Origin of the sequence: Microbacterium sp. K27 (assembly GCF_004794435.1) — a bacterium.
GTDB lineage: Bacteria > Actinomycetota > Actinomycetes > Actinomycetales > Microbacteriaceae > Microbacterium > Microbacterium maritypicum_A.
The window spans coordinates 39,391-61,285 of sequence record NZ_SSDK01000033.1; the positions used below are offsets into that span (position 1 = coordinate 39,391).

Below are 21,895 nucleotides of genomic sequence, written 5' to 3' on the forward strand. Positions count from 1 at the left end.
CTGGTCAGTCGACTGCGGTCAGCGGACACGAATCAATCGGCGACGACTCTCCGCACACGTGATGTGAGCCGGGTGAGGATCTCTTCTCCCACGGTATCGATACGCTCAGCGAGAGTCGTCGCCGACGTCTCTCCGTGCGTCCCGGCGCCGAAGACCACGACCTGATCCCCCGCCCTCGCTCCTGCCCAGCCTTCGACAGTCGACGTCGTATGTCCCACCGACGTGAGGGTGCGCGTTCCGGCAGATGTGCCGACGCGACTTCCGGCCAGTGTCGAAGGGAACCCGTCGAAACTGCCGATGCCGATGGTCACGTCGTCCCGCTGGACGCTGATGACGGGCGCGACGAGGCTCGCAGCCGGGAGAATGCCTTCGAGTTCCGGTCCGTCTGCGGATCGGATGCCATAACAGAAGGCTCCGATGCGCGAGACCGTTCCGCGCAGTTCGGGGCGCCACCAGGACGCCGCCGACGCGGTCAGGTGAAGCGCGGCAGGGGTCGCCCCCGAATCCGCCACGGTACGGACCGCTTCGAGGAACACCGATTGTGCGACGTCGTCGTCCGCGTCGCTCGCCTCGGCGATATGGCTCCACACCCCCTCGAACTCCAGGAGTCCTGCGCGCTCGGCGTCGCGCGCGACAGCGACGGCCGCAGCCCAGTCGTCGGGCAGGATGCCGTTGCGATGAAGGCCGGTGTCGATCTTCAGGTGCACGCGCGCGGACGTGCCGAGCGCCTCTGCGCGCGCGATGATCCGCCGAAGGTAGTCGCTCGTGCCCACCCCGAGGTCGAGCCTCTGCATGAGGGCGTCGTCGATCTCGGCGTCCGTCGACGTCACCCACGCGAAGATCCTGGCGTCGCCGCCGGCGATCCTGCGCACGGTCAACCCAGTACGGATGTCATAGCTGCCGAACCACGTGACGCCCGCGTCGGCCGCGGACTCGACGGCCCACGAGAGTCCGTGGCCGTATGCGTCGTCCTTGAGCACGAGCATCAACGTCGACGGCGCCACTCGGGCGCGTACCGCGTCGATGTTCGCCCGGAACGTGCTGCTGCTCAGGCGCAGCTCCGGACGGCTCATGCCTCCCACCCCCGCACGGCATGTGCACCGGCCACGGTGACGAGTTCCGCCGGGCTCATTCCGGTGACGGCGGCCCAGTGCGCGATGGCGGATCCCGCCTGACCCTCGCCGCCGAAGTACGTGACCTCCGCGCCCGCCTCGGCATCCGCGCCTTGGAGGTCGACGACGCAGACGTCCATGGCGACCCGGCCGACGATGGGGCGAGCTGCGCCGTCGATCTCGACCTCGGCACGGTTTCCGAGCGCGCGCACGATGCCTTGGGCGTACCCACCGGTCACCAGCGCCACCGTGGTCTCACGCGAGGCGCGGTAGGTGTACCCGTAGGAGACGGCGTCTCCCGGCCGGAGCCCCTTGGTGGAGAGGACGCGACCCGTCAGCCGCATCACCGGTCGCGTCCTCGTGCGTCCGGTCGCATCAGGAAGACCGTAGAGGAGCGTCGCGTCGATGTCCGGCTCACCCGTGGTGGCGCCGTCGATTCCCTCGAGCTGCAACGCCTCCACCTCTCCGCGGGCGTCGACGAGCACTCGCTCGGCTCCTGCGGCCGTCACGAGCTGCGCGACGGCGAGAACACCATGACCCCAGGCGTCACGCCGTAGATCGGCGACTCGGCCGCCTGCAGACACGGCAGCAAAGGCGCCCGCGGCCAGGGCCGAACGGGAGATCATCGCACGCGGCAGGGCGCTGGAAGTCGTCTCACACACGTCTTCCACCCTAGCTTCCGGCTCTCAGGTCGGCCGTCCCGGCCCCCGTAGACTGGTGGGGACCCCGACCCTGGAGCCTCATGTCTCGTCTTTCCCTCGCGCCCCGCATCCGCTATCTGATGGGACGTGCCCGCCGCATCGACGTCGGATCGGTGGTGGAACGCGCCAAGGAGGCATCCGCTCAGCATCACAAGGCCGTTCCCGCGATCGTCGTGGACATGCTCTGGTCGGCCGCGCGCCACAACGTCGGGTTCCAGGACTACATCGACTACGACTTCGCGATGCTGACGAAGGCCGAGCGTGACACCTACATGACGCATCCCGTCTCGAACCAGCTCTCGCAGCGGTATGACCACCCTGACTACCGCTGGATCTTCCAGGACAAGGTCGAGTTCGACAAGCAGTTCTCCGACCACCTGCACCGCGAATGGATGGTCGTCGACCAGGGCAACGCCGACGCGGTGCGCGAGTTCACACAGCGACTCGGCACGATCGTCACGAAGGAACCGGTGGGACAGGCCGGGACCGGAGTGCATCGCTATCACGCCGCCGACATCACCGACTGGAACGAGTTCCACCAGGGGCTCCTCGCTCGAGGCGAGCTGCTGATCGAAGAGGTGATCCGCCAGCACGACGCACTTGCGGCCGTGTGCCCCGGCACGGTGAACACCACCCGCATCACCGCGTTCTTCGATGGTGAGAAGGCGCACATCCTCGCCATGGCCCAGAAGTTCGGTCGCGGTGCGGTGAGCGATCAGATGACCTTCGGCGGCTTCTACACGATGCTCGACGAGAACGGTCATGCCGTCGGTGCCGGGTACGACTCGCACGGGCACGTGCACGAGACGCACCCGGACTCGGGTTTCCGCATCGCCGACTTCCAGCTGCCCTACATGGACGAGGTGCGCGCGTTCATCGACGAAGTCGCCCGCGTCGTGCCCCAGGTGCAGTACGTCGGTTGGGACATCGTCGTCTCCCCGGACGGTCCCGTCCTCGTCGAGGGCAACTGGGGCGCCGGAGTCTACGAGAACAAGCCCAGCGTCACCGGTATCCGCACGGGCCACAAACCTCGGTACCGCGAAGTCATCGGTTTCTGAGACAGAGATGACGAAGGCCCCGGATGCCGAGCATCCGGGGCCTTCGTCATCGTTCTGAGCGGATCAGATGACAGAGGTCAGACTGCGCGGACGATGCCGAGCGGTGTGGACTCGAGCCCCTGTCCGAGCGGGTTGTCCCCGAGGATCTTGACCAGACGACGCTCGCCGTCCTTGTCGAGCGTCGACCCGAGGATGTTGCCGCCGAGGTCGTTGATATCGACCACTGCCACCTCTGCCTGGCCACCGATCAGTGCCTTCAGCCGCGCGGCCACGCCGTCGGGATCCTTCGGTCCGAGCACGACAGCCTCGTTGTACGGAGGGATGGTGTGCTTGGTGGGACCGTCGATGGCCCGCGCCTTGTCACCCGCGATGCGGTAGAAGTCACCACGACGACCGAACGCCTTGGTTACCGCTGCCACGGCCGACGCGAACAGGATCCGCGGAGTGCCGCACTCCCGCAGCGCCATCTCCATCGTCTCCGGCATGCCGAGCCCGATGCCGTACGGCGTGCGGGTGACGTACTTGGAGAGGAACAGGGCGAGCTTGCGCGGCTTGATCTCGTCGAGACGGTACGACCGCCCCTGGGTGATCGCCACGATCTTCTCGGTCACGAACAGCAGGTCGCCCGGCTGCACGGCGTCCTTGGCGTACTCCGTGATGATCGCATCGAGGTCGTCCTCGGGCATGACCACACGGGTACGCAGCGGGATACGCGCATAGCTCTTGCCGTCGACGCTCGCCTCGAGCGCCTTGCCGTCGTTCGCCTGGCTCATTCGAGGTAGTCCCGCAGGGACTGCGAACGGCTCGGGTGCCGGAGCTTCGCCATGGTCTTCGACTCGATCTGACGGATGCGCTCACGCGTCACGCCGAAGGTGTCGCCGATCTGGTCGAGAGTCTTCGGCTGACCGTCGCCCAGGCCGAAGCGCATCCGGATCACGCCGGCTTCGCGCTCGGAGAGCGAGTCGAGCAGCTGTTCCAGCTGACGCTGCAGCATGGTGAAGCCCACCGCGTCGGCCGGAACCACGGCCTCGGTGTCCTCGATCAGGTCGCCGAACTCGCTGTCGCCGTCTTCACCCAGCGGCGTGTGCAGCGAGATCGGCTCGCGGCCGTACTTCTGCACCTCGACGACCTTCTCGGGCGTCATGTCGAGCTCACGGCTGAGCTCTTCCGGCGTGGGTTCGCGGCCGAGATCCTGCAGCATCTGACGCTGCACTCGCGCGAGCTTGTTGATGACCTCGACCATGTGCACCGGGATGCGGATCGTGCGGGCCTGGTCGGCCATCGCACGGGTGATCGCCTGGCGGATCCACCACGTGGCGTACGTCGAGAACTTGAAGCCCTTGGTGTAGTCGAACTTCTCGACCGCGCGGATGAGGCCGAGGTTGCCCTCCTGGATCAGGTCCAGGAACTGCATGCCGCGGCCCGTGTAGCGCTTGGCGAGCGAGACGACGAGTCGGAGGTTCGCGCCGAGCAGGTGGCTCTTGGCACGCTGTCCGTCGCGGGCGACCCACTGCAGGTCGAGTCCGAGCTGGCTCGTCTTCTCGGCCGCGGTCATCGCCGACAACTTCTCCTCGGCGAACAGACCCGCCTCGATGCGCATCGCGAGCTCGACCTCTTCGGCCGCGTTCAGGAGCGCGACCTTTCCGATCTGCTTCAGGTAGTCCTTGACAGGGTCGGCAGTCGCACCGGTGATCTGCGTCGAGTAGACGGGAACGTCTTCATCGTCGTTCGACGAGATGACGATCGCGCCGGTCGGCAGCGGCTCGGTGAACTTCGGCTTCGCGTCCTCGTCCTCGTCGTCCTCGACCGCAGCAGCGGCGGGGGCCTCGTCTTCTTCGACGACGTCCTCGGACTTCTTCTTCTTGACGGGGGCGCGCTTCGCGGCAGCACGCTTCGCCGCGCTCAGGGGCGCGGGCTTCTCGGGCGCATCGGCCTCGACCGGAGCGTCGGCGGTCGTCTCTTCGGCAGCCTTCTTCGTCCGGGTGTTCTTCGTCGTGGCAGGAGTCACGTTTCGCCTTTCACGGAGCTGCTGTGTAGCCCCGGGACATTTCGGACACTAGTAAGACCCTTGTCAAGTCCAGCGCTCGAAAACACTGATTGACAACGGGTCAGAGTCCTAGTATCGCACACGTGTGGCGATGCGGATGCATTACGACGAAGTTCTCGCGGATCCGTGTCAGTTGCGACCGGGCTTGTCCTCGTCGCCCGACGGACGCGACGCCAGGTAGCGCTCCAGTTCCGCAGCGAGCTCGTCGGCGCTGGGAAGGTCCCGCTCACTGAACCCGCCCTCGTCGTACGAATCGTCATCGGGATTGCGTCCCGCCATGTACGCGTCATATCGGCCCTCGAGGTTGTGCACCATCTGCTGCAGCTCATCGTTCCCGGCGACCTGCTCGTCGACGCGCGCCAGGTAGTCCTCGCGGCGCTCCTGAACGGCGTCCAGCATCAGCACCAGACCGGTCGAGGCCATCAGCCTCTCTGCCGCGGCGATCACCGCTTCTGGATTCTCGGTCTCGGCGAGGTAGTGCGGCACGAGGAGCACGAATCCGACGGCGGGGTCGCCGCGCTCGACGAACCGGAACTCGAGGAGGTGACCGGCGGTCGCCGGCACCTGGGTGCGCGGACGCCAGACGGAGTGCGCGACCGTGAGCTCACGGCGGTTGCCGCTGACGGTCGTACCGATCGGACGTGTGTGCGGAACAGGCATGGCGATCGAATGCACCCAGTGCAGCCCCGACACCTCGAACTCCGCCGCCAGGGCGAGGACGGTGCTCGCGAAGCGGTTCCACGCGAAGTCGGGCTCGTACCCGGCGAGGAGCAGGAAGGGACGACCGAGCGCGTCCGTCGCAAGCGACAGCTCGAGACGCGGCGGCCGGAATTCGGTGAGGTGGTCCTGGTCGAAGGCGATCACCGGTCGACGGGCGCGATAGTCCAGCAGCGCATCGTTGTCGAACACCACGACGGTTTCCGGCGACGCGGTCTCCCTCAGGTGGTCGATCAGGCCGGACACCGCGCTGCCCGCGTCGGTGAAACCGGTGAGAAGCAGCACCAGGGGCAGGCCGTGCGGCACTGTCGGCGCATTCGCGACGCGTTCGTGGATCTCACCGGAGAAGGGCATGTGTCCATGCTACGAGCAGGGCTGGGGGCCGGGGCGCGGAGCATCATGCTGAGAGCGAACACGCGCCACGAGGGCGCGCGACCATGCTGCGACAGAGATCCTAGGATGGAGGCATGACGCTTCCCGTGCTCTCGCACACCACCGCTCAGTTCCCCGGAAGCGCTGCAGATGCCGCAGTGCTCGTCGTCGCCGCTCTCCCTGATTCGGCGGATTCACTGGCCGGTTATCCCGGCCTCGCCGATGCGTTGGCCGGTATCGGCTTCACCGGCTCCGCAGGATCGTTCGCGCGCGTGTACGCCCCGGAGGTGACGTCGTTGCCGCTGGCCGTCGTCGGCGTCGGCAACGCGCCTGACCCCGCTGCGGTGCGCAATGCGACCGGGACAGCGCTGCGCACCCTCGCCGGTTTCGAGCACGTCGCCATCGCCCTCGCCGACGGCCTGGAGTCCTTCGCCGCGCCGGCAGCAGAAGGCGCGGTGCTCGGCGGACACAAATTCGACGGGTACCGGACGGAGAAGGGCAAGGCTCGCGCCACCACGATCACCCTGCACGCCGCCCTCGACGACGAGGACGCCGAGCATGCTCAGGTCCTCGGCGACGCCGTCGCCCTCGTCAAGGACCTCGTGAATGTTCCCGCCGAGTGGCAGAGCCCTGCCCAGCTCGCCCAGAGCGCCGCCGACAGCGTCGCCGACCTCGACGTCACGGTCGAGATCCTCGACGAGAAAGACCTCGCCGATCAGGGCTTCGGGGGCATCCTCGGCGTGGGGCAGGGCTCCGACCGCCCCCCGCGCCTGGTCCGCCTCGACTACTCCCCCGCCGACGCATCGCGACACATCGCGCTGGTCGGCAAGGGCATCACCTTCGACACCGGCGGGCTGTCGCTGAAGCCCGCCGCATCGATGGTCGGCATGAAGTTCGACATGGCCGGAGCAGCGACATCTCTCGCCGCGATCCGCGCGATCGCGACTCTCGGGCTCCCTGTCCACGTGACGGCCTGGCTCTGCATCACCGACAACATGCCCTCGGGCCGCGCTCTGCGCCCCGGCGACGTCATCCGCATCCTCGACGGCACCACGGTGGAGGTGCAGAACACCGACGCTGAGGGCCGCCTCGTCCTGGCGGACGGTCTGGTCGCCGCGAGCCGAGAGAATCCCGACGTCATCATCGACGTGGCGACCCTCACGGGTGCCATCGTCGCCGCGCTCGGCCACCGGCACACCGGTGTCTTCGGCGACGTCGAGACGGTCTCCGCGTTCATCTCCGCGACCGCACAGGTCGACGAACCGGCCTGGCACATGCCGCTGCCGGAGTACATGGAGGAGTCGCTCGAGTCCCCCATCGCCGATCTCCAGAACGCCAACATGGGCGACCGGATGGGCGGTGCCTCCTATGCCGGCCTGTTCCTGCGCCGGTTCGTCGGGCGCACGTCGGAGGCCGAGGACGCCCCGCGCATCCCCTGGGTGCACCTCGACATCGCGGGCTCCGGCGAACACGCCGGCGCCCCGTACGGCTTCACCGAGAAGGGCCCCACAGGGGCGATGGTCCGATCGATCGTCGCCTTCGCCGAAGCATCCCACACGGAGGCATGACATATGACAACCCACACCTTCGACATCGTCGTCCTGGGCGGCGGAAGCGGCGGCTATGCCGCTGCATTGCGCGCGAGTGAGCTCGGCAAGTCCGTCGCATTGATCGAGAAGGACAAGGTCGGCGGCACCTGCCTGCACCGCGGCTGCATCCCGACCAAGGCACTCCTGCATGCGGCCGAGGTCGCCGAGCATGTGCGCGATGCCGCGTCGGTCGGTGTGACGGCGTCCCTGGAAGGCATCGACCCCGTCGGCGTCCGCACGTATCGCGAGGGCATCGTCGCCAAGAAGTTCAAGGGTCTCGAAGGTCTCGTCAAAGCTCGCGGCATCACCACCGTCACCGGGCTCGGTCGACTGAATCCGGACCGCAGCATCAGCGTCGGCGATGACATCTACGTCGGTGCAGACGTCGTGCTCGCGACCGGTTCGTACAGCCGATCGCTCCCCGGCCTCGAGATCGGCGGACGGATCCTCACCAGCGAGCAGGCGCTCGCTCTGGATGTCGTCCCCGACCGCGTCCTGATCCTCGGCGGTGGTGTCATCGGCGTCGAGTTCGCGAGCGTCTGGCGCTCCTTCGGCTCCGAGGTCACCATCATCGAAGCGCTGCCGCACCTCGTCCCGAACGAGGACATCGCGCTCAGCAAGGGCCTGGAGAGGGCATTCCGCCGCCGTGGCATCCAGTACTCCCTCGGGACCCGCTTCCAGACGGCCACGCAGGACGACTCGTCCGTCACGGTCACGCTCGAGGACGGTAAGGAGTTCACGGCCGACTACCTGCTCGTCGCCGTCGGACGCGGGCCGGCGACGGCCGACCTCGGCTTCGCAGAGGCCGGTGTCACTCTGGACCGCGGCTTCGTGATCGTCGACGAAGACCTGCGCACCGGGGTCCCGGGGCTCTGGGCCGTCGGCGACATCGTCCCCGGCCTCCAGCTCGCGCACCGCGGATTCCAGCAGGGCATCGCCGTCGCCGAACGGATCGCCGGCCTCTCCCCCGTCAACGTTCCCGATCTGCAGATCCCCAAGGTCACCTATTCCAGCCCCGAGGTCGCGTCGGTCGGAGTGACCGAGGAAGCCGCCGCTGCTGAACACGGCGCGGACGCGATCATCGCCTACGAGTACAACCTCGCCGGGAACGGCAAGAGCGAGATCATCGGAACGGGTGGTCTCGTGAAGGTCGTCCGCCTCAAAGACGGCCCCGTCATCGGTGTGCACCTGCTCGGCGACCGTGTCGGCGAGCTCATCACCGAGGGGCAGCTCGCCGTCGCCTGGGAGGCGCACCCGGAGGACATCGCTCCTCTGATCCACGCACACCCGACCCAGAGCGAGGCACTCGGCGAGGCCTTCCTCGCCCTGGCCGGCAAGCCCCTGCACGCCCTCTGAGCACCAACCGGTGCCCGAGTCACTAAGCTAGACAAGCGTCATACAACTTCCTGAAGGAGACTCAGTCATGAGCACATCCGTCGTCCTCCCCGCTCTCGGCGAGAGCGTCACAGAGGGTACGGTCACCCGCTGGCTCAAGCAGGTGGGAGACACCGTGCAGGCGGACGAGGGCCTGCTCGAGATCTCGACCGACAAGGTCGACACCGAGATCCCCTCCCCCGTCAGCGGCGTGATCGAGGAGATCCTCGTGGCCGAGGACGAGACCGTCGAGGTCGGCGCGCTCCTCGCGCGCATCGGCGATGGCAGCGCCGCGGCTCCGGCCGCAGATGCTCCCGCCGCCGCCGCACCCGCTGCGGAAGAAGCGCCAGCCGAGGCATCTCCCGCTGCCGAAGAGACCCCGGCTGCAGAGGCTCCGACCCCCGCCGCAGAAGCACCGGCGCCCGCCGCTGAGTCCGCACCTGCCGCACCCGCCGGCGATGCGACAGACATCGTGCTTCCCGAACTGGGCGAGAGCGTCACCGAGGGAACCGTCACCCGCTGGCTGAAGCAGGTCGGCGACACCATCGCCGTCGACGAGGCCCTTCTGGAGATCTCCACCGACAAGGTCGACACCGAGATCCCGTCGCCGGTCGCCGGCGTACTGCAGGAGATCGTGGCCGGCGAGGACGAGACCGTCGCCGTCGGCGCTGTGCTCGCACGTGTCGGTTCCGGCGCAGCGCCCGCTTCCGAGGCACCTGCTGCTCCGGCACCCGCTGCTGCTCCGGCACCCGCCGCTGCTCCGGCACCCGCCGCTGCACCCGCCGCTGCTGCTCCGGCGCCTGCCGCTGCTCCGGCACCTGCCGCTGCACCGGCCCCTGCTGCTCCGGCCCCGGCTGCTCCGGCACCCGCTGCTGCTCCGGCCCCTGCCGCCGCTCAGCCCGCATCGAAGCTCGCGCTCCCCACCGAGAACGACAACCTCTATGTGACCCCGCTCGTGCGCCGACTGGCGTCGCAGCAGGGCGTGGATCTGGCTTCCGTCACCGGAACCGGTGTGGGCGGTCGCATCCGCAAGGAAGACGTGCTGAAGGCCGCGGAGACCGCGAAGTCGGCGCCCGCTGCAGCAGCAGCGGCCCCTGCTCCGCTCGAGGTGTCGCCTCTTCGTGGGACGACCCAGCCGATGTCGCGTCTGCGCAAGGTCCTCGCCAAGCGCGCTGTCGAGTCGATGCAGCAGACGGCACAGTTGACCACGGTCGTCGAGGTCGATGTCACGGCCCTCGCCGAGTACCGCGACAGCGTGAAGGCGTCGTTCCTCGAGAAGACGGGCGACAAGCTCTCCTTCCTGCCGTTCTTCGCTCTCGCCACGGCCGAGGCCCTGCAGGCGTTCCCGATCGTCAACGCGACGGTCGACGGTGAGAACATCGTCTACCCGGCCAGCGAGAACGTCTCGATCGCGGTCGACACCGAGCGGGGCCTGCTGACGCCGGTACTGCGTGACGCGGCGTCGAAGAACATCGCCCAGATCGCCCACGAGATCGCCGATCTTGCGGCACGGACCCGCGACAACAAGCTGAAGCCCGACGAGCTGGCCGGTGGAACGTTCACGCTGACCAACACCGGTTCGCGTGGTGCCCTGTTCGACACGCCGGTCGTGTTCTTGCCGCAGTCGGCGATCCTGGGCACCGGAACGGTCGTCAAGCGTCCGGGTCTCGTGAAGGTCGGAGGCACCGACGCGATCGCTGTCCGGTCGTACGTGTACCTCGCTCTCTCCTATGACCACCGCATCATCGACGGTGCAGACGCCGCCCGCTTCCTGGGCGCCGTGAAGGCGCGACTCGAGTCGGCACAGTTCGCCGCTCAGCTCGGCGCCTGACGGGCGAAGAGTCATCCTGGCTGGTCCGCGACGTCGTAGACGTCGCGGACCAGCCATTTCTCTCCTGTGCGGATGAGCACGACGATCGTCTGATCCGAACCCTCGTCTTCCTCCCCGCCCTCTTCCCCCTCCGCGCCTCCCTCCCGACCTGCCGATGCGAGGCGCACCACCGCGACGTCGCCGTATTCATCCACCAGTTCCGCGGCCGAGGGCGGCAGCCCGTCGAGGGCCTTCATCACTCGCGCGGCGTCGCCGGACACCGCGTCTGCGCACGAGGTGTCTCCCGCGGCCCGACAATCCGCGATCGCGCGGAGGAGCGATGAGGCTGCCGCCACGGGATCGATGCCCGCGGCCGACTCCTCGGGCTCTGAGCCCTCGGGCTCTGAGCCCTCGGGGTCGGAGTCCTCGCTCTCTTCCGGGGCACCGATCACGGAAGGCGAGGCCGCCGGAGACGCATCTTCGGGCGACGACGATGCCCGCGCCTGACCACTGCCACCAGACAGGTCAGCGCCCTTACCCGACGCTTCTCCCTCCGACAGCAGCAGTCCGCCGGCAAGCACAAGCGCCGCAGCCGCGCCCGCGACGAGCAGGGAACGTCGACGCAGCTTCCCGGTCTCAGCGGATCGCCCACGGCGTACGCTCTGGCGACCGGTTCGCGAAGCCTGCGTTCCTCTCATGCGATCCACACGCGCAAGAACCTCGCCGATCGATGAGCGCATCGCATCGCCGATCGCCTCCCGCGCGCGGCTTCCGCGACGCGACCCCCTGCTCGGAGTCCGGTCCGCGCGCAGACGTCGCCCCCCTTCGTGAAGGCCAGAGACGTGCGGAACGACGGCACGGGCGACGTCCCGCGCTCGTTCCGCAGCATGGATCTCGCGTTCGAGCGGCTGCGGCGCGGCGACGTCGAGCATCGACTGCTCCCACGCCTCGGTGAGCCTGCGGGGCAGACGCGGCTGGGCGATGACCTTCCGCAGGGCCTCCTCGATCGCACCGGTCGCGCGTCTGAGCACTTTGTCCGAACTGCGCTCCGCCAGCTGTTCCAGGATCTCCACGGTCCCCGCCCTCGCGTCCGTGCCGTCCCCCAGCACGAACACCGGTCGCCCGCCATCCGTCAGCCACCATGCCCCGGTGCGCATGCCGTCGATGCCCTCTCCCAACTCGTCGAGTCCCCGCAGGAGACTGACGACGAGAGTGGTGGTTTCGCCCGGCGTGATGCCCCCTCCTCCCACCGAACGGCGGCCCAGGAAGCTGCGCACACGCTCGATGCACCACGGAAGCAACACGTCGTGCCCTCCCTGGCGCCGGACGACATCGATCGGCGCAGCGATGTGTTCGGCGCCGGAGAAACCCCATCCGACCCACCCGCCGAGCGCCGCCGCGTCCACTCTCACGGCGACGCCGTCCCCGTTCGTGACGAGAGTGCCGGGGAAGGGCCCCTCCGTCGCATCGAGCGTTCTCACCACGCGATGCGCGCCCGGTACGAGCGGCCCGCCCCGGCCGTCGTCGATCGCGATGTCTTCCATTGCTCCATCACAGCGCAGACCTCAGCCCGATCCCGGTGCGCGGGGGTGATCGCGACGGATTCCGCCGAATCCTCTGATGTGCAGGAGTGGTGGCGCCGGTCCCCTCCGCTTCGCGCGAACGCCGACATCAGGAGGCTCCGGGACTCGGTAGGCTGGTCCTCATGGCAAAGCGTGCTCCTGAACCCGAAAAGCGTCCTGGGTTCTTCTCCCAGATCAAGTCCCTCTTCCGGTTCACACGTGAGGCATACTCCTGGTTGCCGTGGGCGCAGGCTGCCATCCTCATCGGCGGCGTGCTGCTCGGCCTCGTCGCCGGCTATCTCATCCCGCCCTTCCAGATCTGGACGCTCGTCCTCTGGGGGATCACCGGTCTCATGCTCGGCATCCTCGGTGCCCTGTTCCTGATGACGCGCCTCTCGACCTCCGCCATGTACAGCAAGATCGACGGCATGCCCGGCGCCACCGGACACGTGCTCAGCACGAGCCTCGGGCGCAGCTGGCAGGCATCCGAGACTCCCGTCGGCATCAACCCGAAGACCCAGGAGGCTGTGTACCGCACCATCGGGCGCGGAGGCATCGTCATCGTCGGTGAAGGTGCACGCGGCCGATTGACGCGTCTCGTCAACGAGGAGCGCAGCAAGGCACAGCGTGTCGCGCACGGCGTCCCGGTCACCGTCCTCTACGTCGGTCACGGCGACGACGAGGTGGCGATCGCCGATCTCTCGAAGACGATCAAGAAGCTCCCGAAGGCGATCGACAAGGCCACGATGGCCGCCGTCATCCGCCGCGTGGACTCCGTCTCCCAGTCGCTGTCATCGCTGCCGATCCCGAAGGGCATCGACCCGACCAAGGTGCGCTCCCAGCGTCCTCGTTGACTCTCCGCACCTCAGAAGCACCGAGCGCGGCCATCCTCCTGTGAGGGTGGCCGCGCTCTCTTTCACTCGGAGAGAGGCTGTCGCGGCAGCCTGCGGACTTTGGCGCGCCGACGACGACGCTCAGGAACCATGGAGCGCATCTCGTCGAGCTTGCCGAAGCAGAACAGCCGGTCATCGGCTTCCAGGACGACGTGCTTGCGCGGGTTGGGAATGACACTGACTCCTCGGTGCAGCGTGAGGACCGTGATGTCGCGTTCCCAGAGCCCGGCCTCCCCCAGGGTCTTCCCGACGAGGTCGACCGCGCCGTGGACCATCAGCTCGGCGACGCCATAGCCCGTCGAGACGGTGAGACGCTGACGCACGTCGATCTCGGGGAAGGCGACCTGACCGGCGATGTAGTCGATGATGGCGCCGGCGACGTCGAGCTTGGTGGCCGTCTCGATGCCCTGCAGCCCGGGTGAGGAGTTGACCTCCATGACGAGCGGGCCGTCGTCGCCCTCGAGCATGTCGACACCGGCCACACGCAGGCCCATGATCTGGGCCGAGCGCACGGCCGCACGCTCATAGACCGGATCGAGCTCGATGGCCTCGACCGATCCGCCACGGTGCACGTTGGATCGGAACTCGTCACCGGCCGCCGATCGTCGCATCGCCGCGACGACACGGTCACCGACGACCAGCGCCCGGATGTCGCGACCGCGGCTCTCCGAGATGAACTTCTGGATGAGCACGTTCTGCTTGGTGGAGTGCAGGGTCTCGATGATGGCCTCGGCGACCTTCACCTGAGGGGCGAGGATGACCCCGATCCCCTGTGTACCTTCCAGGAGCTTGATCACGACCGGAGCCCCGCCCACGCGCTCGATCGCCGGACGGACGTCGGCGCGGTTGCGCACGAACGCGGTCGGCGGCATCGCGATGTTGTGGCGCGAGAGGATCTGGTTCGCTCGCAGCTTGTCACGTGCGCTCGAGATCCCGTTCGCCGTGTTCGGCGTGTAGACGTCCATCTGCTCGAACTGGCGCACGACGGCCGTGCCGAAGTACGTGATCGAGTTCCCGATGCGCGGGAGGATCGCGTCGTAGTCGCTGAGCTGGCGACCCCGGTAATGCAGGTCCGGTTCCTCGGCGGTGAGATCGATCGCGAAGCGCAGAGTGTTGAGCACCTTGACGTTGTGTCCGCGTTGAAGCGCGGCTGCACGCAGCCGCTGGGTGGAGTACGCCTGCGGCGCGCGGGAGAGCACTGCGATCTTCACGGGGGATTTTTCCTGCCAGGATGTATCAGGTGAGTAGGACTACCCCCCATTCAAACACCCTTACGGGGTGGCGAGAATGGGTGAGCCTGCCCGATCTCGGAGTGGACTGGCTGAAGGCCAAGATCGACACGGGTGCGCGCACGTCGTCTCTGCATGCTTTCGACATCGTGGAGTTCGAACAGGACGAGCAGCCGTGGGTGCGGTTCAAGGTCAAGCCCTGGCAGGACAGCCAGGAGGACGCGGTCGTCGTCGAATGCCCGATCCATGATCGTCGTGCGGTGCGGAGCTCGTCCGGGCACGCCCAGGAACGCCTCGTGGTCGAGCTGCTGATCCGGCTGGTGGACCGCGAGGTGCTGGCGGAGGTCACCCTGAGCAACCGCGACGAGATGGGCTTCCGGATGCTCATCGGCCGGGAGGCGCTGCGCCGCGGCTACGTGGTCGACCCCGCCCGCTCGTTCCTCGGCGGACGAGCCCCGCGCGAAGCACGTCGGCGCAACCGCGGGCGAGACTGACGGCAGCCCCCGCAGGTCAGGTGCGGATCAGAACCGTGCCGACGGCCTTGTCGTGAAGACCGCGCTGATCGGCATCCCAGATCACCGCAGGCACGACGACCACGAGCAGAAGCGTGCGGACGATCGGACGCCACAGACCGACCCAGCTCCCGTCCATGCGAGCAAGACGCATGCCGAGGATACGGTGTCCCGGGCTGCCGCCGGCGGTCGGGATGAAGACGATCTGCAACACGGCGAACACCAGCATCGGAGCGAACTGGCTCAGGCCGGCTTCCGTCGGCAGTGCGAACTGGTTGAATCCGAGGAATCCGGTCGCGATGATCGTCGCCGCGGTGTAGTCGATCAGGAGCGCTCCGATACGGCGTCCGGGACGGGCGATGCTCCCGGAGCCGGATTCGGGGAGTCCGAGTCGTTCACCGGGGTACGTGTTCACAGCATCCGTCACTCCCCCAGCCTACCGAGCGCGAAATGCCGCTCTGACGCCCTCGCGCCTGTAACACGCCCGAAACAAAGCGGATACCGTAGAGAAATCCCCCGTCCGTACTCTGCAGAGTGGCCGTGAAGCCATCGATCCGCATTACAGGAGTCGTACATGTTCAAAGATTCGTCCGAGGTACTGAGCTACATCAAGGAGAACGACGTCAAGTTCCTTGACATCCGTTTCACCGATCTCCCGGGTGTTCAGCAGCACTTCAACATTCCTGCATCGACGGTCGACGAGGCTTTCTTCACCGACGGCCAGCTGTTCGACGGCTCGTCGATCCGCGGCTTCGCGAGCATCCACGAGTCCGACATGCAGCTCATCCCCGACGTCACGACGGCGTACGTCGACCCGTTCCGCGAGGCGAGCACGCTCGTCATGCTGTTCGACATCTACAACCCGCGCACCGGCGAGATCTACTCGAAGGACCCGCGTCAGGTCGCCAAGAAGGCCGAGAAGTACCTGACCTCGACCGGCATCGCCGACACCGCCTTCTTCGCCCCCGAGGCCGAGTTCTACATCTTCGACGACGTCCGCTACAACGTCACGTCCAACTCCAGCTTCTACAGCGTCGACTCGGAAGAGGGCGCCTGGAACACCGGTCGCGAGGAAGAGGGCGGAAACCTCGGCAACAAGACCCCGTACAAGGGTGGGTACTTCCCGGTCAGCCCGGTCGACAAGACAGCCGACCTGCGTGATGACATCACCCTCAAGCTGATCGACGCCGGGTTCATCCTCGAGCGCTCGCACCACGAGGTCGGCACCGGCGGCCAGCAGGAGATCAACTACCGCTTCGACACGATGGTGCACGCGGCGGACGACATCCTCAAGTTCAAGTACATCGTCAAGAACACCGCCGAGGAGTGGGGCAAGGTCGCGACCTTCATGCCCAAGCCCCTCTACGGTGACAACGGCTCGGGCATGCACACCCACCAGTCGCTGTGGAGCGACGGCAAGCCGCTGTTCTACGACGAGGCCGGCTACGGTCAGCTCAGCGACATCGCGCGCTGGTACATCGGTGGCATCCTGGCGCACGCGCCGGCCCTGCTCGCCTTCACCAACCCGACCCTGAACAGCTACCACCGCCTCGTCAAGGGCTTCGAGGCTCCGGTGAACCTGGTCTACTCGGCCGGAAACCGCTCCGCCGCGATCCGCATCCCGATCACGGGCTCGAACCCCAAGGCAAAGCGCATCGAGTTCCGTGCCCCCGACGCCTCCGGCAACCCGTACCTCGCCTTCGCCGCGCAGCTGATGGCAGGGCTCGACGGCATCAAGAACCGCATCGAGCCGCACGAGCCGGTCGACAAGGACCTCTACGAGCTTCCGCCCGAGGAGGCCAAGGACATCCCGCAGGTTCCGAACTCCCTGCTCGACTCGCTCGACGCGCTGGCGGCCGACCACCAGTTCCTCCTCGAGGGCGGAGTGTTCACCAAGGAGCTCATCGAGACCTGGATCTCCTACAAGTACGAGAACGAGATCCTGCCGATGGCGCAGCGTCCGCACCCGTTCGAGTACGAGCTGTACTTCGGAGTGTAGCCAGATGACGCGGAATCCCAGGGTCTAGTCCGCAGGAAGTCCGCAGAATCTCAGATCGAGCCCGTCTCAGCGTCACGCTGGGGCGGGCTCTTTCGTGCATCTAGGGCCGCGGTGACGGCCGCACGCGAGGACTCGTCACGGTCGGGCCACATGTGCCCGTACGTGTCGAGAGTGGTCTTCGCGGACGCGTGCCGGAGTCGTGCCTGCACGGTCTTGATGTCGAGGCCTGCAGCGATGAGCAGGCTCGCGAAGTAGTGGCGCAGGTCGTGGATGCGGAAGCCCTCAGGGAGGCCCGCCACCGTGGCGCGCGCTGTCTTGAATGCCGTCTCGATCGTGTAGGGGGCGACGGGCCTCTCGAACGCGCCGACGACGATCGTGCCACTCCCCCAGGTGACCGGGTTCGCGTTGAGCATGACGGCGAGGTCCTGCGGGATTGGAATCGGTGTCTTGCTCATCTCGGTCTTGAGCTCTTGGCCGGGGTACTGGATCGCGGGCGTGATGACGCCGCGCATGAAGTCGACGTCCTCGACGCGTAGCGCTGCGATCTCGGCGACGCGGAGGCCAGCGAATGCTCCGAGGAGCACCACGGCTCGGAAGTACGGCGGGAGCGCGTCGTGCAGTGCCCATACCTGCTCCGTGGTCGCGACGTACGGGCGCTGCTTCGGCGCCGCGGGAGACGTGCGCCTCGAGCATGGATTCTTCGCCACGAGGCCGTCGTGCTGGGCGTCCGCGAACAGCTGCGAGAGGCGCCGGTGCAGCGCGTAGACGTAGCTCGGCGCGTAGCATCGCGGCCGGCGAGCTGCACGACCCACTCGACGAGCTCGAGCGCCAGGCGCTCGCCGGCGGACGTGTCGGAAACGCCGTTGACATGTCTGTCGCGTTCGCCGCAGAGAGCAACTGGCACACCGACGGGACCTACTACGTTGACCGCCGGATCGGAGGGTCGATCGACTGGTTCGCGATCGCCGCGGGAGGTCTTCGGCTGAACACTCCCAGCGAAGTGGACGAGAAGCTCGCCGAACGCGAACGGCACCTGAACAGTCAGGCTGTCAGCCTCCGGGACTGAGCTGATGCGACTCTCGTGCGAGCTGCCCGCCCACCGTCTCCTTTCCGGCTTGGGGCCTGCACGCACGATGCACCGCGGGGTGTGCGTGGAACCCACCCGACGGAGCACAACTGACGGGCCGACACCGGGCGGGGTCGGCCCCTCAACTACACCGGAACTCTTTCCAAGGACACGACCATGCTCGTCACATCCATCAGCGCGGCGCAAAGGGTCCATGCGCACAGGGCGATGCGATCGCTGCCTGACCTTGTCGCCTTCGTCGAAGACGAGTCCGTACCGGCTACCCCGCGTGCGTACGCTCTTTGCGTTGAGTACGGCTGGACGCCGACTCCGCTTCGCTCGCTCGACCGGGAACGCTGGGTCAGCATGTTCTCGCGATTCGGCTTTCTAACTAACGTCGAAGGGTGCAGCCGCCCGACGAAGCTTGTCCGTCTCTATAGAGCGGCCACCGCTGAGTTCGCTAGAGGTCTCTCCTGGTCTGACTCTCGCGCTTACGCGGAGCACTATCTCACCCGCCGGCCGGGAGCGGGTCCTCACAATCTCTTCACGTTGACTGTCGAGCCCGAGTGGATCCTCGCTATCGTTCAACGCACCGGACGTGATGGTCGCCCGAAAGCACTTGAGTGGATCGTCGACCTGCCGCTAGGCGCGAGCATTGCGCTGGCATGAAGGTCTGTGCTCCGTCGGAACTCGGAACTCCGGCAGGCGTGCCATCTACTCCATCAGCACGACCCCGGTCGAGAACCACCCGACCACCGTCGCGGTGAGCATCATGTGGGCCTGAGCTTCCTCGGATGTCGGCGGAGTCCCCGAGTGTCGGTCGCGCTGTGCGAATGCGATCGTCTCGAGCATGCCGATCAGGACGGCACGGTGATCGGGTTCACCGTCATCCCGTCTCTGAAGGAGGAGAGACCATCCGGTCTTCGCCTTCAGAGCGGAGACGATCTTCGATAGCTGGAACCGCTGATCCTTGGGCGTGACGACGGGCCCCGCTGCAGCTTCGACTGCGCGGATGTCCTCGGACATGACGAGGCTCGGTTTCCCGTCGAGCGTGGTCGCCTCGCGAATTGCGTTACGGAGGTGTGCTCCCGCGGTCGCGTTTGCCTCGATGGCGGAGCTAACTAGGAGCTCTTCGACGCCATCCGGTAAGCGATGCGCAAGTCGGTATTCACCGTCGCGTGCAGCGATGGTGAGAGCGGATCGGGTCTGGTCCATGTGCCAGCGCAGGTCCTCGATCGCTCCGGGCTCGACGAACGTGTCCTCTTCGAACTCGGAGAGAAGGTAGTCGATCAGGAAGAGCAGCTCGCGGTCGCCCTGCGATTCGAACTGCGCGACGATGCCAGCCGGATCCGTGTAGCGGTGGTCGAGCTCGAGTGGGACTCGCAGCGCCGACTGCAGCTCATGACCGCGTGCCTCCGTGACGCTCCCGTTGAAGTCGGTCACCTGTCGGTCCGCCCAAGCCAACAGAGGCGGGCGAAGGATCTCGGGGATCTGCTCCCGAACTTCAAGCCGTCTCTCGTACTCGTCGTCGCTCATACCGAACGGGCGGAACAGTCCCTCACTCATAACCGGTGAGCTTATCGAACACGAAGCGGGTGACAGGTTGGCGGGGAAGCGCAAGGAGACTCGGCGGATGCACGCGCTCCGCGACGACTTCTTCGAAGAAGGCAAGCGCCTCGACGCGGATCCCGAGACTCGACACGAGGCCGACTGCTGGCTCTGCCACGGCCGCATCGACTACACGGTCCCCGCCGCCACCACACCCGACTCCCACACGCTCGACCACGCGAAGGACGTCGACACCTACCCGGAGCTGCAAGAGGACCCGGACAACTTCCGACACTGCCACTTCAACTGCAACAGCAGCCGAGGCAAGCGAGCCCCAAACGATCAGGGCCTCGGCGAGCAGATGCCCGCCTGGTGGTAGCACTCAGCGCTGTGCGTCCAGTCGCGCTCGTATCGACTCAATGGCTGAGCGACGAACCTCGGAGAGCTTCACTGGATCCGTCGTCGCCAGGTGCAGGAGCATCTGAGTCACCTCGTCGAGCAGCTCGGCCTTCGCTTCCCGACCGATGAAGGTCGCCATCGATGCGGCTCCGATGAGATTGACGAGCGTGGCATCCGGACCGGATGCCGTCGACGCCGCCAGAACGATGCGGTCGTGCAGGCCTTGTTCAGCGTCGAATAGTGCCTTGCGCTGTTGCATACGGACGACGGGGTGTCGTGACGCACGCGCGAGGAGCCACGCGCGATAGAGGCTGGTGTGGTTCGCGAGGTCCGCCCACTCGGCGCGCATCGTCGCGCTCTGCCGCAACGCGAACTCCTCAGCACGCGCCCGCGTCTCGCGACGCCGAAGCTCGAGAGCGAACAGCCAAGCGGTGAACGCGCCGAACCCGCCACCGGCAAGGGCGCCCCACATCGTCGCCCAGAACGTATCCCAGAAGGTCACGCTGAACGATACCGCGTGCACTGAGTCGATCGGAGATCGCTGATGAACCGCTACGCCGCCCTCGCCATCGCGATGGAAGCATCCGAGGGGAAGCGGATCCTCGTCATCACCGAGAAGGCTGAGGCGATCAGGGCGGCGGTGGATGAGTTCGCCGAGCTCCCCGACGTGCTGATGGGCGGCGCCCGTATCCGGCTCGCGAACGGAGCAGAGCGGATCGACTTCCCCGGAGGAGGGAGCATCCTCTTCCGTCCCGCACGGGGAAGTGTCAGAGGGTACGCCGCTCACACGGTGTTCCTCGATGCAGGGGTGGACCACACGCTCACGGTCGCCCGGCGCCAGGACCTGGCCGGCACCCTCCACACCACAGGCGGCGACATCATCCGCGCATGAACCCCGAACCCAACACGGGGGTGCCCGAAAAATCCACACCCCACCCCGGGGGCGGACGACAGCCCGGGGGAGCTGTCCTCTCTCCCCGCCTGAAATCCGACCCCCATCGCGCGCGTGGAATCCCACTGTCCCGTCGCGTCTCTGCACGGGCTACTTCGTACGTTGGTAACGAATTGCCTGCGCACGGGTGCTGTACAGCTCCACGACATGTACTCTGACGGCATGACCGGTGTTGATGAAGTGTCTGCGCTGACCCATTCCATCGGAGAACACGCCGTGCAAGCCATCGGGCCTAAGCACCTCGCAGAGCTTTCCGTGGTCGTCAACGGAACTGATCTGACGGCACGAGTGACGGTAGCTCTGCGAAAGAACACCGAGGCGGAACAGAGACGCGCTCTCGAGAAGCTCTTCGAGGTGCAGGATCTCTTCTTCGACGATGCGAGCATGACCTTTGCATTCGGACACGATGCTGACCTGCCGACGGCACAGTTGAGCGAGCAGCGCCAGTTCCAGTTTGCATGAGCACCGTACCTGTTGTCCGTGACCTGAAGTCCCACATCGAAAGGGCTGCAGCGCACAAAGCGACGGGCGAGCGACTCCTCGAACTCGATGACGAGTGGTTCGCCGTGGCGTTCTTCTATTCGGCGTATCACGCGGTGAAGGCTGCCATGCACGCCGATCCCATTTTCGACGACATGAAGGCGTGCGCCGCCATCGACGGTTCTCTCACGATCGAAAGTCGGTTCGCCGAACATCACTCCGGAGGGTTCGGAAAAGGCGGCCGCACTCTAGGCGTGAACGAGATCGTCTTCAAGCTCTACAAGACCATCCGGGTGCCGTACACGCGGCTGCACGGGGCGAGTATCGCCGTGCGATACGGCGCGGGGCTCGATGTGATCTCTCCGGTCACAGTGAAGGATGATTTCGAAGCTGTCTGCGCCGAGTACGCAGCGGGCAGGATCGTCGCGCCATAATTCGTGGACCTCGTATGTCTGAGGTTCCTGGCAGAGTCACC

The 21,895-nt window shown here is 66.8% G+C and carries 23 protein-coding genes; 12 read left to right on the top strand and 11 right to left on the bottom strand.

All coding sequences use genetic code 11. The features are described from left to right. Positions 1-32: 32 nt before the first annotated feature. Together DW307_RS05500 and DW307_RS05505 are read right to left on the bottom strand one after the other, a co-directional pair. Positions 33-1,073 carry an alanine racemase gene (locus DW307_RS05500; RefSeq protein ID WP_136024245.1) on the bottom strand — a complete coding sequence of 347 codons (1,041 nt, stop codon included), beginning with the start codon at positions 1,071-1,073 and terminating at the stop codon, positions 33-35. Next, the gene (locus DW307_RS05505) at positions 1,070-1,774 is read right to left on the bottom strand and encodes an alanine racemase (RefSeq protein WP_240750515.1); all 705 of its coding nucleotides are present in this window, start codon (positions 1,772-1,774) and stop codon (positions 1,070-1,072) included. The genes DW307_RS05500 and DW307_RS05505 overlap by 4 nt, the downstream gene beginning before the upstream one ends. An 80-nt stretch (positions 1,775-1,854) precedes the next feature. Here DW307_RS05505 and DW307_RS05510 point away from each other — a divergent pair, with 80 nt between their 5' ends. Then, complete coding sequence (locus tag DW307_RS05510; RefSeq protein ID WP_021200692.1) at positions 1,855-2,871, top strand: sugar-transfer associated ATP-grasp domain-containing protein; 1,017 nt, start codon at positions 1,855-1,857, stop codon at positions 2,869-2,871. Positions 2,872-2,948: 77 nt separating this feature from the next. Here the strand turns inward: DW307_RS05510 and DW307_RS05515 are convergent, their stop codons facing one another. The 3 genes from DW307_RS05515 to DW307_RS05525 all read right to left on the bottom strand — a co-directional run bounded on the left by DW307_RS05515 (position 2,949) and on the right by DW307_RS05525 (position 5,989). Beyond that, positions 2,949-3,644 (bottom strand): coenzyme F420-0:L-glutamate ligase, encoded by a 696-nt coding sequence (locus DW307_RS05515; RefSeq protein WP_021200693.1) that lies wholly within the window; start codon positions 3,642-3,644, stop codon positions 2,949-2,951. Further along, entirely contained in the window at positions 3,641-4,879 is a 1,239-nt protein-coding gene (locus tag DW307_RS05520) for an RNA polymerase sigma factor (RefSeq protein ID WP_017830477.1), read from the bottom strand. The genes DW307_RS05515 and DW307_RS05520 overlap by 4 nt, the downstream gene beginning before the upstream one ends. A 168-nt stretch (positions 4,880-5,047) precedes the next feature. Beyond that, the gene (locus tag DW307_RS05525) at positions 5,048-5,989 is read right to left on the bottom strand and encodes a proteasome assembly chaperone family protein (RefSeq protein WP_136024246.1); all 942 of its coding nucleotides are present in this window, start codon (positions 5,987-5,989) and stop codon (positions 5,048-5,050) included. 113 nt (positions 5,990-6,102) lie between these two features. Here DW307_RS05525 and DW307_RS05530 point away from each other — a divergent pair, with 113 nt between their 5' ends. From DW307_RS05530 to sucB, 3 genes are all read left to right on the top strand, one after another. After that, entirely contained in the window at positions 6,103-7,575 is a 1,473-nt protein-coding gene (locus tag DW307_RS05530) for a leucyl aminopeptidase (RefSeq protein WP_136024247.1), read from the top strand. 3 nt (positions 7,576-7,578) lie between these two features. Then, positions 7,579-8,952: a dihydrolipoyl dehydrogenase gene (gene lpdA, locus DW307_RS05535; RefSeq protein ID WP_136024248.1), complete on the top strand. Its 1,374-nt coding sequence runs from the start codon at positions 7,579-7,581 to the stop codon at positions 8,950-8,952. A 67-nt stretch (positions 8,953-9,019) separates the two neighbouring features. Continuing rightward, positions 9,020-10,801, top strand: a complete 1,782-nt coding sequence (gene sucB / locus DW307_RS05540) for a 2-oxoglutarate dehydrogenase, E2 component, dihydrolipoamide succinyltransferase (protein WP_136024249.1) — start codon at positions 9,020-9,022, stop codon at positions 10,799-10,801. 11 nt (positions 10,802-10,812) lie between these two features. Here the strand turns inward: sucB and DW307_RS05545 are convergent, their stop codons facing one another. After that, positions 10,813-12,324 (bottom strand): hypothetical protein, encoded by a 1,512-nt coding sequence (locus DW307_RS05545; RefSeq protein WP_168440989.1) that lies wholly within the window; start codon positions 12,322-12,324, stop codon positions 10,813-10,815. Positions 12,325-12,485: 161 nt separating this feature from the next. On the opposite strand from DW307_RS05545, the gene DW307_RS05550 reads away from it, so the two are divergent. Continuing rightward, a complete protein-coding gene (locus tag DW307_RS05550) occupies positions 12,486-13,196 on the top strand; it encodes a DUF4191 domain-containing protein (protein ID WP_021200699.1) in 711 nt (236 codons plus the stop codon). A 62-nt stretch (positions 13,197-13,258) separates the two neighbouring features. Here DW307_RS05550 and DW307_RS05555 read toward each other — a convergent pair whose 3' ends face one another. Then, entirely contained in the window at positions 13,259-14,446 is a 1,188-nt protein-coding gene (locus tag DW307_RS05555) for a RimK family alpha-L-glutamate ligase (protein ID WP_017830470.1), read from the bottom strand. Positions 14,447-14,466: 20 nt separating this feature from the next. Here DW307_RS05555 and DW307_RS05560 point away from each other — a divergent pair, with 20 nt between their 5' ends. Then, entirely contained in the window at positions 14,467-14,958 is a 492-nt protein-coding gene (locus DW307_RS05560) for an ATP-dependent zinc protease family protein (RefSeq protein WP_029260308.1), read from the top strand. Positions 14,959-14,974: 16 nt separating this feature from the next. On the opposite strand, the gene DW307_RS05565 is transcribed toward DW307_RS05560, so the two are convergent. Continuing rightward, positions 14,975-15,403 carry an RDD family protein gene (locus tag DW307_RS05565; protein ID WP_029260307.1) on the bottom strand — a complete coding sequence of 143 codons (429 nt, stop codon included), beginning with the start codon at positions 15,401-15,403 and terminating at the stop codon, positions 14,975-14,977. Positions 15,404-15,550: 147 nt separating this feature from the next. Here DW307_RS05565 and glnA point away from each other — a divergent pair, with 147 nt between their 5' ends. Next, positions 15,551-16,975 (top strand): type I glutamate--ammonia ligase, encoded by a 1,425-nt coding sequence (glnA, locus tag DW307_RS05570; protein ID WP_021200702.1) that lies wholly within the window; start codon positions 15,551-15,553, stop codon positions 16,973-16,975. A 50-nt stretch (positions 16,976-17,025) separates the two neighbouring features. Here the strand turns inward: glnA and DW307_RS05575 are convergent, their stop codons facing one another. Then, on the bottom strand, positions 17,026-17,787 hold the full coding sequence (locus DW307_RS05575; RefSeq protein ID WP_240750523.1) for a tyrosine-type recombinase/integrase: 762 nt from the start codon (positions 17,785-17,787) through the stop codon (positions 17,026-17,028). Between the two features lie 56 nt (positions 17,788-17,843). Here DW307_RS05575 and DW307_RS05580 point away from each other — a divergent pair, with 56 nt between their 5' ends. Continuing rightward, positions 17,844-18,041 carry a hypothetical protein gene (locus DW307_RS05580; protein ID WP_136024251.1) on the top strand — a complete coding sequence of 66 codons (198 nt, stop codon included), beginning with the start codon at positions 17,844-17,846 and terminating at the stop codon, positions 18,039-18,041. 714 nt (positions 18,042-18,755) lie between these two features. On the opposite strand, the gene DW307_RS05585 is transcribed toward DW307_RS05580, so the two are convergent. Then, positions 18,756-19,607: a hypothetical protein gene (locus DW307_RS05585; protein WP_136024252.1), complete on the bottom strand. Its 852-nt coding sequence runs from the start codon at positions 19,605-19,607 to the stop codon at positions 18,756-18,758. Between the two features lie 67 nt (positions 19,608-19,674). On the opposite strand from DW307_RS05585, the gene DW307_RS05590 reads away from it, so the two are divergent. Next, positions 19,675-19,968, top strand: coding sequence for a hypothetical protein (locus DW307_RS05590; RefSeq protein WP_136024253.1), 294 nt, complete (start codon positions 19,675-19,677; stop codon positions 19,966-19,968). A 3-nt stretch (positions 19,969-19,971) separates the two neighbouring features. Here DW307_RS05590 and DW307_RS05595 read toward each other — a convergent pair whose 3' ends face one another. Then, positions 19,972-20,490 (bottom strand): hypothetical protein, encoded by a 519-nt coding sequence (locus DW307_RS05595; RefSeq protein WP_136024254.1) that lies wholly within the window; start codon positions 20,488-20,490, stop codon positions 19,972-19,974. Between the two features lie 42 nt (positions 20,491-20,532). Between DW307_RS05595 and DW307_RS05600 the strand changes: the two genes are divergently transcribed. The 3 genes from DW307_RS05600 (at position 20,533) to DW307_RS05610 (ending at position 21,854) form a co-directional block, all read left to right on the top strand. Then, positions 20,533-20,880 (top strand): hypothetical protein, encoded by a 348-nt coding sequence (locus DW307_RS05600; RefSeq protein WP_136024255.1) that lies wholly within the window; start codon positions 20,533-20,535, stop codon positions 20,878-20,880. 222 nt (positions 20,881-21,102) lie between these two features. Next, entirely contained in the window at positions 21,103-21,402 is a 300-nt protein-coding gene (locus DW307_RS05605) for a hypothetical protein (RefSeq protein ID WP_136024256.1), read from the top strand. After that, on the top strand, positions 21,399-21,854 hold the full coding sequence (locus DW307_RS05610) for a hypothetical protein (protein ID WP_136024257.1): 456 nt from the start codon (positions 21,399-21,401) through the stop codon (positions 21,852-21,854). The genes DW307_RS05605 and DW307_RS05610 overlap by 4 nt, the downstream gene beginning before the upstream one ends. Positions 21,855-21,895 lie beyond the last annotated feature (41 nt).